This window comes from Psychrobacter sp. SC65A.3 (genome assembly GCF_025642195.1).
Lineage (GTDB): Bacteria > Pseudomonadota > Gammaproteobacteria > Pseudomonadales > Moraxellaceae > Psychrobacter > Psychrobacter cryohalolentis.
Genome location: NZ_CP106752.1, coordinates 1,221,981 through 1,236,355, shown reverse-complemented (window position 1 = coordinate 1,236,355; position 14,375 = coordinate 1,221,981). Strand labels below are relative to the sequence as shown.

The following is a 14,375-nucleotide window of genomic DNA, read 5'->3' as shown; positions in this document are numbered from 1 at the left end:
GTTTGCCGCGATTTATCGGCTTGCTGCTCATTATAGCAAATCGTGATGTATTCGTAAGTAAGCACTTATTAACGCCAGCGTCCATTTGCTTGAAGCTAGCTATTAATCACCCTTAGGGCTATACTGATTTTAATAAGTATTAATCAGTCACATAAAAGGACAACATCATGAGTAAAGGTCAAGATAGTAAGAAGAATGTCAAAAAGAAGCCGCTATTAACGGCAAAAGAGAAAAAAGCGGCTAAACAATCAAAGAAAGATGATAATGGTAGCATCTTAGGAAAGCATTAATAGTAAATGCCTCAATATGCCAATCGAACCTAATGGTTTGATTGGCATTTTTTTATTTATATGATCAGTGAAAAGCAATATTGATACCTTATTGTACTGCTGGTATTAATAAGCTTTAATTTGCGCACTTTGACTCATAAGCTAGGCACTGCGCGGCGCAAACATAATAATTGCCATGCCCAATAAAGCGATAGCAGAACCTACAATATCCCAAGTCGTTGGACGTATCCCATTCACCGTCCACAACCATAAAATCGCCATTGAAATATAAACACCGCCATAAGCGGCATAGACCCTACCGGCAGCAGCTGGATGTAATGACAGCAGCCATACAAAAGCTATCAAACTCAGGGCACCAGGTATGAGCAACCAAACTGACTTACCCTCTCGTAGCCACAAATAAGGCAGATAACAACCTGCGATTTCAGCCAATGCAGTAAGAGCAAAAAGCCCCACTGTTTTTAATTCAGACAAAACTTACTCCTCGACCGTGATAAATCCCGTCAAATAATGCACAGCATGACCGGAGATAAGCACTCTATCTCCTGCAACCACACAGTCTAGTACCCCGCCACGTTTTGACGCTTGATAAGCGACCAATGTATTTTTACCCAGTCGCTGTGCCCATAATGGTGCTAATCCAGTATAAGCCGAACCCGTAACTGGATCTTCATCACCACCATTGGCAGGCCAGAAATAACGTGAAATAAAATCGTATTCTTTGTAGTCAGCAGATTTAGCCTGACAAGTGACAACTACATCGTAAGGCGCAAGTTGTTTTAGCGCGTCATTATCACGCTCTACATTTAACACGTCAGATTCCGAGTCATAAATCACAAAATATGCCTGTGAGTTTTTATAGACTTCAATAGGGACAATAGACAATCCTGCCAGCAAACTATCAGGGATATCACTGACTTTCTCAGGCTTAGTATTGGGAAAATCCATCTGTATTTTATCATGATCGGTTTGCTTGACCGCTAAAACCCCAACTGCTTCAGCTGAAAACTTAATAGACGTCAAAGTAGGGTTTTTCTTAAACAGTACAAAGGCAGAAGCCAAGGTCGCATGACCACAAAAATCAATCTCCGTAAGCGGTGAAAACCATCGAATATGATAAGTACCTTTATTATCCAAGACTATAAAAGCCGTCTCTGATAAATTATTTTCAAAAGCAATAGATTGCATGAGTTTCTCAGACAACCAACTTTCTGTGATAATCACTGCCGCTGAATTGCCTTTAAACACAGTATTAGTAAAGGCATCGATAACATTGATTTCTAATTGCATATTACGCTCTTATTTTTATGATAGGGATATCGCTGATTTACGGTAAAAAACACACTACTGTTAATAGAAGTAGAATGAAATTTCACAGCCTTTATAAGGCTCTATCTAAAGGATTGTCGCATCGGTTTGAAGAGCTTATATTTGTAGAAAATAACTTGGTATTTATCATCCTCTGTATTTTCCTACAGACTCTCGAGCTTATCTTTTGCACATCAGTATACATCTTTGAAAGATTTGCATTTACTATTTGGCGATTATAGACAGAGTACAATCATAGCTAAGGCAATATCTGAGGCGCGATATAATCGGTCAAATTAATAGTGGCTATTTTCTCAGCCCAATCTGACTCAGTTGGATGCGGTAAACTATCTAAAACCGTCAAAGGCTTCTGATAAATTGTTTTAAAAGCATCCATAAACCCAATTGCGGTATCGCCGCAAGGTACGATGATAATATCAGGTGGCGCTTGCTCAAGTACTTCAGTTAATCGGCTCACAAAGTCTTTAAAAACACCGTTTTTCTTCAAATCCACAGGTACTTTATTCGGATTACTTTGATTTAAATTTTGTTTAATAGCTGCCAATTCATTCATTTTTGCTAAGTCTTCACTATTTAGAGCGCAAGGGTAAAACGCTTTATTTAGTGGCAATGTAGAGCAGTTCAAAATACCCAGTGGCTGATAATTTAGTGCTTTGATATTACAGCCTAATGGCAATTGGGCATCAAAATCCTTTAAATACCCTTGAGTCATCAAAAATTGAGTGAGCTCAAGCGCCGACTCGCCTGCCGCTGAATGCTGATGGATATATTCATTGATATAGGGAGATTCTAGAATAAATAACACTTTTAACTTTGTCACATCCTCAATCAAGTTGAAGACTTCATATTTTTCTAAAGACATAGCCATTCTCCTTATGCCATTTATAGCTATCAGTTTTATGATACTCATTTTTATTATAGAAGCAGATACGTAAAAAAGCACCCTATCGAGTCTGCCTCAATAGGGTGCTTTTTATTTAACGAACAATAAAAGCCAACACGAGAATTTAGATATCAAACTCAAGCGGTCTATCGCCCTCGCTATCTTTGATACGCGTAGGCAGACCAATTCTATTCAATAGATTGATAAATGGCTTGGCATCAAGCTCTTCAACGTTGACCATTTTTCCTGCATCCCACTCGCCTGTAGCAACTAGCATCGCCGCGGCGACTGGTGGCACGCCTGCAGTATAAGAGATACCTTGACTACCAACTTCATTATAGGCATCTTTATGATCTGCGATATTATAGATAAATATCTCACTATCGACGCCATTAATCTTGCCTTTGACCTTGTCACCGATACAGGTTTTACCGGTGTAATTTGGCGCAAGTGAACTTGGATCTGGTAGGACCGCTTTCACTACTTTTAATGGAATAACTTCTTGTCCTTCAGCAGTCATCACTGGCTGCTCAGACAATAAGCCCAAGTTTTGTAGAACGGTAAAGACATTGATATAATGCTCACCAAAGCCCATCCAAAAACGAATATTGGGCACATCTAAGTTGGCTGATAAAGAATGCACTTCGTCATGACCACTTAAGTAACTGTTTTGCACACCAACAACAGGCAAGTCATCTGTACGCTTTACTTCAAACATCTTATTAGACTGCCACTTACTGTCCTGCCAAGAATAAACCGTACCAGTAAATTCACGGAAATTAATCTCAGGATCAAAGTTGGTGGCGAAGTATTTACCATGACTACCAGCATTAATATCAATAATATCAATATCAGTTACTGAACCTGCATCCATCATGTCATAACCAAGACGTGCATAGGCATTGACCATACCAGGATCAAAACCTGCACCTAAGATCGCAGTGACATTATTATCGGCACAACGCTGTTTGCGCTTCCATTCATAGTTATCATACCATGGTGGCGTCTCGCAAATCTTGCGAGGATCTTCATGAATAGCGGTATCAATATATGCTACGCCAGTCTCGATACAAGCTTCCAATACTGTCATATTCACAAATGCCGAACCGACATTGATAAGGATTTGAATACCCGTATCTTCAATCAGCTGTATCAGCGCTTGGGTATCCATGGCATCGACTTCATGCGTGTGCAATACCGCTTGCTGCTTAAAGCTGTTCTTTTCTATAACGCTCTGAGCGATGGCATCGCATTTATCTTGGGTACGTGAAGCGATATGAATCTCGCCAAGTACGTCATTATGCATCGCACATTTATGCGCGACTACTTGAGCGACGCCGCCAGCACCGATAATAAGTACATCTTTTTTACTAGGCTTAACTTGTTGGTTTGTGTTCAAAGAACAATCCTCCTTTGTGTCCCTGTCGATACCATTGATATTGGCTATGCAAAACAGAAACGAGTGAATGATATGCGTGAATTAAAAAGGAAGACCGAGGAAAACCCACGCACCCGTTAGACAAATCCTACTGTGTTTGCCAGTAGCAATTATAACAATTTTTACTGACTTTTCGGCAAAAATTACAACATAACTTAAAAACGTCAAAGCGAATAAAGATTTATAGATAGTTGTTTGGCATTACCATTTGGTCATGCCAAATATGCGTCTAATAGCGTTATGACAAGCTTGCCTTATAATCTTGATAATCAAACTCGCGCTGGATATCGATACTGCCATCTAAGCGGCGAATGACAATCGCTGGCATATTAACACCGTTAAACCAATTTTTCTTGACCATGGTATAGCCTGCTGCATTGCCAAAGGTAACGGTGTCACCTATTTTTAGGGTATTTGGCAAGGCATACTCACCAAAGATATCGCCTGCCAAACAAGAGCGACCATAGATAATCGTATGATCAGCAGATTTTGCGTCCTCGCTGATGGGTGCGATATTGGTAGGGTCGATGTCGAGAGAGGCGATATTAATTACATCACTATTCACAGCTGCTATCGGCGCTGACTCACGGTAAATCAGCAAATCAAGCATATGTGCTTCAATGGATGAATCTACTACTGCGAGATTCTTTTCATTATGCATCGTATCTAAAACGCTTGTGACTAGCGTGCCAGCACCATGAATACTTGCCTCACCCGGCTCAAGGTAGACTTGTACGCCATATTTTTCACTAAAGCCTTTTAACCTGTCAGCCAGTTTCTCTAGTGGATAATCAGGGGCAATAAAATGAATGCCACCGCCCAAACTGACCCATTCAAGCTGCTGCAAAACATCACCAAATCTGGTTTCAATATCAGCTAAGCTGTCACTAAATGCCTCAAAACTGTCATTTTCACAGTTGTTATGAATCATGACACCGCTAATATCACTCAACACGGCTGCAATTTTATCTTTATCATGCTCGCCAAGACGACTAAACGGACGCGCAGGATCGGCAATAATGAATGACGAGTTGCTGGTCTTTGGATTTAAGCGCAGCCCAACCGGTATGTTTTGCGCTGCTGCTTGATCTTTAAACACATTTAACTGGGAGATTGAGTTGAAGATAATCTTATCGGCGTAGCTGAGCACTTCAGGCATCTCATCCGCGCTGTAAGCCACGCTATAGGCGTGAGTTTCTTTTTTATCTTTGCTACTAGCGTCGCTATTATTACCAAAAGTCTCATAACCCAATCTGACTTCATTTAGCGAAGATGACGTCGTACCATGCAGATAAGGCTGCATGATATCAAAAACGCCCCAAGTCGCAAAACATTTGAGCGCAAGCAGTGCTTTTGCGCCAGACAACTCGCACAGGCGCGCGATAATCTGCATATTGGCAACGATTGCGGCTTCATCAAGCAAGTAATATGGCGTTGGTGGTAATGATGACTGAGTGTTTTGTAGCGAATTTTTTGTATTCATAAGGGTTACCTAATAGCTGCTGCTCGTATCATGACAGACATAAATATTTGCGCTATAGTAGACTAAATCTATCATAATTAGAATAGCTTATGTCTCTCTCAACCGATTATTCCACCTCAAAAAGCCATGCCAATTTATCGTCACTTGATCCAAAAAACATAAGTTTAGAGTATCTCGATTCAGAGGCGCGTGCCGTATTAGATTTTTGGTTTGATAAGGACAATGAACAGTATTGGTTCGAGCAAAGCCATGAATTTGATCAGCAAATAAAAGAGCGGTTTGGTAAAATTTGGCAAGCAGCAAAGCAAGGGGAATGCGTCACTTGGCGCATTTCAGAAGCAGCAACCGACTGCAACAGCTCCATTACCGCTTTAGCTGGGCGTCTGGCAGAGATCATCGTTTTAGATCAATTTTCACGCAATTTATGCCGCAATAAAGCGGAGGCCTTTGCGCAAGATGGTATGGCGCTGGTGTTGGCTCAAGAAGTCATATTGCAGCCACATTTTTCTACCTTACCAATGACATGGCGCAAATTTGCTATTATGCCGTTTATGCATTCAGAATCTTTGATGATTCATAATCGCTATCTGCCATTATTTGAGCAGCTCGATGATGCCATTACTTTAGATTTTGAGCAGCAGCACAAAGAGATTATCGAACAGTTTGGACGTTACCCACATCGCAATAACACGTTAGATCGTGAGTCAACGGATGAAGAAGAAGCCTTTTTGCAGCAGTGGAACTCGTCGTTTTGACGCGATAACGCTTTTATAGTGGATTGACCATTGTATAAAACAAGGGCTGAATCAGATAACTGGTTCAGCCCTTGTTTTATAACTTGTTCTATAATAAGTCTTTTAGATCACGCAATTAATTGTTCACAGCACCAGTTTTAAAGGTAAAGCTCTCACGCTCTGTGGCTTTGCTATCGACTAAGATATCAAAGCTGACACGGTAATCACTATTGCCATGTAAACCACAATTTGCGTCTTTTTTACTGGTGCTTGTACAGCTTTTCAAATTGTCCGTAATGGGCAAGATGAACGCTTCGTTCGCTGGTAGCTCATATATGGTGTTTTTATGGGGATCTTGGCGATAATCTAATATCTCAATGGGCACATCCATATTACGCTGTATATCATGGAATTTAACATTGCTGATATCAATCGTTTGAGCAGACGGCATACTGACATAAATAGGCTGTCCGATAGGATCAGTTTGTAAGTCACGACCTGTTCCTTTGACCGGACTTGGCGTTTCGTTATACAACGCAGTGACGGTACCGCTGACCCCTTGGCATGGATAAGTGAATATTCCTGCTACCGTATTATCTTCGGTCGCCTGCGTCGCTGAGGCATGGTTGACTAATACATAACCTTGATTATTAGCCGTATCCTTACCAAAAGGCTTATAGGTGACCATGCCCGTCCCTGTCAAACTTGAACCTGGTAGCATCAAAGAACGCAGATGATAAGGCGCTGCCAATAACGACTTAGCCATTGAGCCTGCCACTATATCAGAGCCTATAATATTGCCTACCGAGCTATAGTAAACCGATTGGGCAATATTCTCAGTCACCCCATATTGGGCGTTGCCATATTTTGCCTTTAATAACCGGTCTGTGAAGCTAACGCCCCTAAAGAACGGGTTATTATCACCCGTGACGTTTGCGATATCTGCAATCTTATTCTCATAATGTGGATTAAAAGTAGTCGGTGTGCTGTTAGCAAATACGTGCTTGATGTATTTGGCATGTTGAATCGCAATATTATCCAGTGCGGTGTCAGCGGACAAGCCACCAAGACCACAGCTGGTACGCGCTAGACTAAAGGTATTACTTGCGATTAATGCTGCTTGTGCCTCATTGTCGCTTGCCACATTATCAGGCTTATCAGTCGAGGTATCATCAGGGCTAGCAGCAGGTGCTGTTGGCTCTGGCGTAACGTCGTTAGCGCTATTATCTGAGTCTCCGCCACCGCCACAGGCCGTTAAAAAAGCCGTTAATAATATGATTGCAGCGAGGTTTTTTTCTGGCAATTTGAGGCTCATCTCTTATCCTATAAGATAGTAGCGTGGTTATTATGAACAATAATTCGGGTATAACGAATATTATCGAATACTTATTCAGATGTCATTTAATGAAAAGTATAAAGCTTTAAAGCATGTTTATTGAAAAACTAATAAGTATTTCGCTTAGGCTATTTATTTAAATAAATCAGCCAATCTCTACCCACTCTTAGCGCTCTAACGCCTTTCTAACGGGTGCAAAGCTGCGTCTGTGCGCGGCTAATACGCCATAAGTTTCGATTGCCTCCATATGTGCGCGTGTTGGATAGCCTTTATGCTTGGCAATGCCATATTCAGGATGCTCAGTGTCAAGCGCGTACATGGTTTTGTCACGGCTAACTTTTGCCAAAATACTGGCAGCGGCAATACTGGTATGACGAGCATCACCCTTGACCCATGCTTGACAGTCAACTACTTCTTCTTCGACACCAAGTTCTACGAGCCTTGCATAATTCAATTCAGGACAGCGATTCCCATCGAATAAAACTTCAGCATGCAGCTGATGTATGTCTTGTGCCATGTCATTCAAATGATAAGCAATGACCTCTAACATTATCTCAGTACATAAACGCATCCCAAGCATGGTAGCTTGTAAGATATTCACTTGGTCAATCACTGCCGCTGGAATATCAGCAATGACATAACCAATGGCATATTGCTGAACCAAGGGATACAGCATATCGCGCTTTTTTTCGCTCAACTGCTTGGAGTCCGTCAGTATCGATAAGGGCGTATCTTTGAGAGGCTGCCCTTCAATCAGTCCTGACCAAACACGTGGTAATATTGCCGACGCAACATGCACACTGCCCAACAATGGTCCACGCCCTGCTTCATCGACACCAATCTGAAGCACTGAGCTCGTATCACTCTGTGCAATAGTGTTCGAATATTGCGCAAGTAATTCGTTGATATTAAGTTGACCAGATAAATAAATGGGAGAAGCCAAATTAATATATTGTCCTTTTATATCAATCTGTTCGATACGGCGTCTGATCTGTAAGATATGGTTCTCTTTATATGGCATGCTATTCATTGATTTTACGGTCTTATGTATATGAGATGACGAGATATGAGGTGAATTCACTTACTAGATCTGCGCCGTTTTCGGCGGATAATTTTGCAGATACCATTGTTCAATCACGCTATTGGCAGGTTGATGATTGCTTTGCTGTTGCAAAAGATGCTTGGTCTGAATCAGCGCATTCAATTGCTCCGCATAAGCACGTGGCTGCAAAAGGCGCATGACGGTACGGCAGATATTGTCACTACTTGCCTGCTCCTGAATCAGCTCCGGTACAATAGCTGTAGCTGCCAAAATATTTGGCAAGCCCACATAGGGCACTTTGACCAGACGTTTAGCAATCTGATAAGTCAACTGATTAAGCTGGTAAACCACCACCATAGGGCGCTCGAGTAGCATCGCCTCAAGCGTTGCTGTACCTGAGGCTAACATCACAATATCCGATGCCGCCATCGCCTGCTGACTAAAGGTTGGTTGACTATCATCATAGACTACCACAATGGCGGCACGCAGCTGCTCTGAGCGCTGATCAATGACGTCTTGGACGATATATTGATGATTTTGATCGACGGTTGGAATGATAAAACAGAGCTTTGGGTCCAATAAAAGCAGCTTTTGGATACCGTCTAGCATCAAGGGTAAAATAGCCGTTATTTCACCGCGGCGTGAACCTGGCATCACACAAATAAGCTGGCTGACCTCATCAAAGCGTTCGATAAAAAACTGCTGCAAGCCATCGTTATGCCAAACAAGCTCACTACGGCGCTGATTGATTGGTATGTCGAGCAGTGACTGGTCAATGGTATGCATCAGTGGATGCCCAACGCATACCGCCGGATGCTTATAACGCTCGTAAACAGGCAGCTCAAACGGAAACAGGCACAATACCAAGTGGGTTGCCGCTTTAATATTATGAATACGTGACTCGCGCCAAGCCCAGATAGAAGGACTAACATACTGCACGCAAAACACGCCTTTAGGCTTTAATTTTTTAGACACTCGTAGATTAAAATCAGGGGCATCTATGCCAATAAACCAATCAATATCCGCCTTTTTAAAAGCAGCCAGCAACTCACGACGCGCCTTAAGCAAATCAGGCAATTGCCCCATGACTTCTACCAGACCCATCACTGCCAAACGGGACAATGGAAAAATACTATTAAGCCCTTGTGCCTGCATTTTGGTACCGCCCACTCCGACCCAAACGATGTCATCACGTAGATTGTTCATCTGCTGCATAAAATCTGCACCCAGACTGTCTCCTGATACTTCACCAGCGACGATACCGATAACGAGCGGCTCACGCGTTATAGTAGCCAACTCGTAAGTATCAAATGGCGCAGTTAAATCAGGCTGAAACGTAGCGGTATCGGTCATGAAAAGCTCTTAATAATAAAGTGTTACAGTGAAAGTCGTACAAGGGAGAAAACATGGATATTATAAAATATAACATGGGATATCTATTATAGGATACGCACCATCATAATCAGCGGCGTTTGTGGTGCTCAAATTCAGCTATTTATACTGCCATCATACGTGACGATGATAAAAATAGCGAAGCTGCCCGAAGAAATCCAGTGGCATAAATGTCTCTTTATCCTACCTATAATCATCAAGTATAACCAAGTTTTCGCATCAGCATTCCAGTTATCAGTCAATTAACTGCTTGACTGCCCTTGTCAACTGGTACTTTTGTCCGCATAATGAAAGTCCCTATAAATCAGCTAGACGATATATAATCATGATAACAACCGCTACCCATAATGCAGAAATTGACGACGTGAATATTGAAAAATTTATTCCATTAATCACACCCAATGAGCTAAAAACCGAACTTCCTTTATCAAACGAAGCCTATAAAACCGTTTTAAATGGTCGTCACACTATCCAAAATATCTTGGATGGCAAAGACAAGCGTTTGTTTGTGGTTATTGGTCCATGCTCTATTCATGACATCAAAGCCGCTCATGAATATGCTGATCGCTTAGCCATATTGGCGAAAGAGATTGAAGACAGCGTATTCGTTGTGATGCGTGTCTATTTTGAGAAGCCGCGCACGACCGTTGGCTGGAAAGGCATGATTAATGACCCCGATATGAATGACAGCTTTGATATCGAAAAAGGTTTGCGTACAGCCCGTAAGCTACTGCTTGATCTCAATGAAAAAGGCCTACCTTGTGCTACTGAAGCGCTTGACCCGAATACACCGCAGTACATGCAGGACTTGATCAGCTGGTCAGCGATTGGCGCACGTACAACCGAGAGCCAAACGCACCGTGAGATGAGCTCAGGCTTATCATGCCCAGTCGGCTTTAAGAATGGTACTGATGGTGGCATGACTGTTGCGGTCAACGCCATGCAAGCGGTAAAAGCGGGTCATAGCTTTTTAGGTCTTTCTTCAGATGGTAAAGTGTCTATCATCAAATCTAAAGGCAATCCTTATGCTCACGTGGTATTACGCGGTGGCAATGGTAAGCCTAACTACGATGAAACAGCAGTCGCTCAAGTAGAAGACGCGCTTGCCAAAGGTAAAACCAGTAGCAAGATTATGATTGACTCAAGTCATGCCAACTCAGGTAAAGACCCTTATTTGCAACCGATGGTGATCCAAAACGTCGCGGAGCAAATCAGAAACGGCAACAAGTCCATCATCGGTATGATGATTGAGAGTCACTTAAAAGGCGGTCGCCAAGAGCTGACTGCTGATTTGGATGCGCTCGAATACGGCATGTCAATTACTGATGGTTGCTTAGATTGGGATAGCACGGTCACAGCACTACATAACTTACGTGATATGGTCAAAGACATCCTACCTAACCGTTAATAACTGCTTATCCAATAATAGCTGCTTATTAAAAAAGCCCGTTTGACACTAAATTGTCAGACGGGCTTTTTTCATGTTTAAGATTATGACTTTAGTTTTCTAAGACAGCTCTATGCAGTCGCTGTACCCAGTACACTGCTTAGACTCTCATGCACATGCTTAGAGGATACTTGCTGCTGCACATCGAGCAGCTGCGAATGAGCCATTTGACGGCGTGGCTCAGCTAACGTATTCCAACGTGCCAATACTTGTAGTAGGCGCGAGGCTATCATCGGGTTAGAATCATCTAGTTTCTTAATCACGTCTGTATAGATATCCAAACCTTGTTGCGTCCATAATGCAGTTGGCTGCGAGGTAAAAGCGCTGATGACTGAACGTACGCGATTGGGCGTATTCCAATCGAAATCTTCATGTGCTAATAGTGATTTAATAACATCAGCATTGACGTTGTCAGCAGATGCTTGGACACTAAACCACAAATCAATCACCAAATCATCGGCTTGAAAACGCTGATAAAAATCTGCCAAGTACGCATCAGCATTTGCCACTTGATGATTGACCATGGCCTTTAGTGCGCCAAAACGTTCCGTCATACAGCTGGCATTATCATACTGCTGCTGTGCCCACTCTACAGCGCCTTCCATGTTTGCCGTCAATGCCATATCTAGCACCACATTACGTAGTGCCCGTTCACCACGAGCTTCTGCACTGTCTTCATAGGAGTGCAATGGCAGTTGCTTGTAAAGCATTTCCCATTGATCTTTTAACGCCTCTGCTAGCTGCTGATACAAACCTTCACGCTGCGCTTTGACCACTTCTGGATCATAATCTTCAGGAATAGCAGCCGCCAACTCTTGAGCTGATGGAATATCAAGTAAACGCGCTGCTAGCATTGCATCTTCACCTGCGAGCACTGGCAATGTCTGCGCCAATGCCGCTAGATAAACATCAGGATTGCTCTTTGTGCCTTGGGTGGGCAACAAAATACGGTTGACCAGCATCTGCGTCACTTGCCAACGATTGAAGCCATTGGTTTCATGTTTGAGTAAAAATGCCAAATCTTCATCTTGATAATCATAATTCAGCTGTACAGGCGCACTAAAATCACGTAGCAAAGACACCACAGGCTCAGCACTTACGCCTTCAAAAGTAAAGGTTTGTGTAGCTTGGTCTAATAGCAACATACTCTCAGCAATAATTTTGCCGCTTTCTTTATCAAATAATGCCGTTGCAACTGGAATAGGCAAGGGTTTTGGCGCATCAAAGCCGCTCACATGGCGGGTTTGCTGACTCAACGTAATGGTCAATGTTTGCGTGGCGCTATCATAGTCTTGATGACCGGACACCACTGGCGTACCTGGCTGGCGATACCAATCGATAAAGTCTTCTACTTTACCGTTAGTAATACTAAGCGCAGATAAAAAGTCTTCAACCGTGACCGCTTGACCATCATAACGACGGAAATACTCGTCCGTCCCTTTTCGGAAATCATCAGCGCCCAAGGTATTGGCTATCATACGGACAATTTCAGCGCCTTTTTCATAGACGGTGGTGGTATAAAAGTTATTAATCTCAACAAAACTCTCAGGACGTACAGGATGGGCAAGTGGTCCTGCATCCTCTGCAAACTGATGGGCACGCAAAGTCGCGACGTCATCGATACGTTGTACCGCGCTTGATTGCTGATCCGCTGAAAACGACTGATCGCGGTAAACGGTAAAGCCTTCTTTTAAACATAACTGAAACCAATCACGACAAGTAATCCGATTGCCCGTCCAATTATGGAAATACTCATGGGCGATAATAGCTTTTACGCTAAAGCTACGAGTATCAGTCGTGGTTTCAGGGCTCGATAATACACAGGCAGTATTAAAGATATTTAACCCTTTATTTTCCATCGCACCCATATTAAATTGACTGACTGCAACGATCATATAACGATCTAAGTCATAAGCACGACCGTAATTAACTTCATCCCATTGCATCGAATCTTTGAGTGCTTGCATACCAACATCACACTTATCGATATCAGCTGACTTTGCATATACTTCAAGTAAGACTTCTCGACCTTCACTGGTCGTATAACTATCCGCTAATACATCCAAGTCAGCGACCACACAAGCAAACAGATAGCTTGGCTTATTGGTCGGATCATGCCAAATCGCATAATGGCGGTTTGGCGCATCAATCATCTCCCCCGCTTCAACCAAATTACCATTGGCTAGGAGTGTTGGATAGCGCTTGTCTGCTTCAAGGCGAGTGGTAAATATCGCGAGTACGTCAGGGCGGTCTGGATAAAAGGTAATTTTACGGAAACCTTCCGGCTCGCACTGGGTGACAAACATCGTCTCATCACCACTGCCCGCCATATAAAACCCCTCAAGGGCAGTATTGGTCTGTGGACAGATACGCACTTGTAGCGCCAATGTCACCTCATCAGGAGCATCACTAATCGTAAGCTTACCTGCTGACAGCTCATAACGCTCAGCACTCAATGCCTCACCATTCATCATAAGAGCCAACAGCTCTAAATCTTCACCAAATAAAATGATATCGCCTGCGCTTTGACGTACCATCTTTAGAGTACTGTCTACCTGTGCATGGTCTTCAAATAACTTGATATCTAAGCTGACAGTTTCAACATCGAAGCTTGGCTTTTGATAGTCTTTTAAATTGATTTTACTGGGCGCATGGAGAGGTACATCAGGCATTTCAGCATTGATGATTTGTGCATCGTTTTCAGCGGTAGACATATAGATTCCTATTGGTTTTTATGATGGTTATATTTATAACAGCCTTTATAGCAAGACTTAAGCGACACTTCGATACTGTCGCAATACCTATGTAAGATACCTAAGTACATTGATTTAAAGCGCCAAATTTCAAGGTTACTGATAAATTAAAATAAGAAAGGTAACGATGATAAGAATCCTTATATAATGACGTAAATATTGGCGTAATGCGCATTATATCTATTTGTAAACTCTAGCATTATTTACAGTAATAGTACTTACATAAAGTAACATTTAGTATATTATAG

The 14,375-nt window shown here is 42.4% G+C and carries 12 protein-coding genes; 3 read left to right on the top strand and 9 right to left on the bottom strand.

Features of this window, described 5'->3' with window-relative positions; genetic code table 11:
* Positions 1–167 precede the first annotated feature (167 nt).
* Positions 168–290, top strand: coding sequence for a hypothetical protein (locus tag OEG80_RS05360; RefSeq protein WP_020443648.1), 123 nt, complete (start codon positions 168–170; stop codon positions 288–290).
* A gap of 141 nt (positions 291–431) precedes the next feature.
* Here OEG80_RS05360 and OEG80_RS05355 read toward each other — a convergent pair whose 3' ends face one another.
* The 5 genes from OEG80_RS05355 to OEG80_RS05335 all read right to left on the bottom strand — a co-directional run bounded on the left by OEG80_RS05355 (position 432) and on the right by OEG80_RS05335 (position 5,423).
* Positions 432–764, bottom strand: coding sequence for a YnfA family protein (locus OEG80_RS05355; RefSeq protein WP_020443649.1), 333 nt, complete (start codon positions 762–764; stop codon positions 432–434).
* A 3-nt stretch (positions 765–767) separates the two neighbouring features.
* Complete coding sequence (locus OEG80_RS05350; RefSeq protein ID WP_263242195.1) at positions 768–1,580, bottom strand: PhzF family phenazine biosynthesis protein; 813 nt, start codon at positions 1,578–1,580, stop codon at positions 768–770.
* Positions 1,581–1,857: 277 nt separating this feature from the next.
* Entirely contained in the window at positions 1,858–2,481 is a 624-nt protein-coding gene (locus OEG80_RS05345) for a hypothetical protein (protein ID WP_263242193.1), read from the bottom strand.
* A gap of 145 nt (positions 2,482–2,626) precedes the next feature.
* A complete protein-coding gene (locus tag OEG80_RS05340; RefSeq protein ID WP_263242191.1) occupies positions 2,627–3,901 on the bottom strand; it encodes a saccharopine dehydrogenase family protein in 1,275 nt (424 codons plus the stop codon).
* A gap of 277 nt (positions 3,902–4,178) precedes the next feature.
* Positions 4,179–5,423 (bottom strand): carboxynorspermidine decarboxylase, encoded by a 1,245-nt coding sequence (locus OEG80_RS05335; protein ID WP_263242190.1) that lies wholly within the window; start codon positions 5,421–5,423, stop codon positions 4,179–4,181.
* An 89-nt stretch (positions 5,424–5,512) separates the two neighbouring features.
* Here OEG80_RS05335 and OEG80_RS05330 point away from each other — a divergent pair, with 89 nt between their 5' ends.
* Positions 5,513–6,178, top strand: a complete 666-nt coding sequence (locus OEG80_RS05330; RefSeq protein WP_263242188.1) for a DUF924 family protein — start codon at positions 5,513–5,515, stop codon at positions 6,176–6,178.
* 115 nt (positions 6,179–6,293) lie between these two features.
* Here OEG80_RS05330 and OEG80_RS05325 read toward each other — a convergent pair whose 3' ends face one another.
* The 3 genes from OEG80_RS05325 to lpxB form a co-directional block, all read right to left on the bottom strand.
* Positions 6,294–7,472, bottom strand: a complete 1,179-nt coding sequence (locus tag OEG80_RS05325; protein ID WP_263242187.1) for a CAP domain-containing protein — start codon at positions 7,470–7,472, stop codon at positions 6,294–6,296.
* 187 nt (positions 7,473–7,659) lie between these two features.
* Positions 7,660–8,523, bottom strand: coding sequence for a ribonuclease HII (locus OEG80_RS05320; protein WP_263242186.1), 864 nt, complete (start codon positions 8,521–8,523; stop codon positions 7,660–7,662).
* A 54-nt stretch (positions 8,524–8,577) separates the two neighbouring features.
* Positions 8,578–9,888 carry a lipid-A-disaccharide synthase gene (gene lpxB / locus OEG80_RS05315; RefSeq protein WP_263242184.1) on the bottom strand — a complete coding sequence of 437 codons (1,311 nt, stop codon included), beginning with the start codon at positions 9,886–9,888 and terminating at the stop codon, positions 8,578–8,580.
* Between the two features lie 364 nt (positions 9,889–10,252).
* Between lpxB and OEG80_RS05310 the strand changes: the two genes are divergently transcribed.
* Positions 10,253–11,335, top strand: coding sequence for a 3-deoxy-7-phosphoheptulonate synthase (locus OEG80_RS05310; protein WP_011513838.1), 1,083 nt, complete (start codon positions 10,253–10,255; stop codon positions 11,333–11,335).
* Positions 11,336–11,445: 110 nt separating this feature from the next.
* Here OEG80_RS05310 and pepN read toward each other — a convergent pair whose 3' ends face one another.
* Entirely contained in the window at positions 11,446–14,046 is a 2,601-nt protein-coding gene (gene pepN, locus OEG80_RS05305; protein ID WP_263242474.1) for an aminopeptidase N, read from the bottom strand.
* Positions 14,047–14,375: the final 329 nt, after the last annotated feature.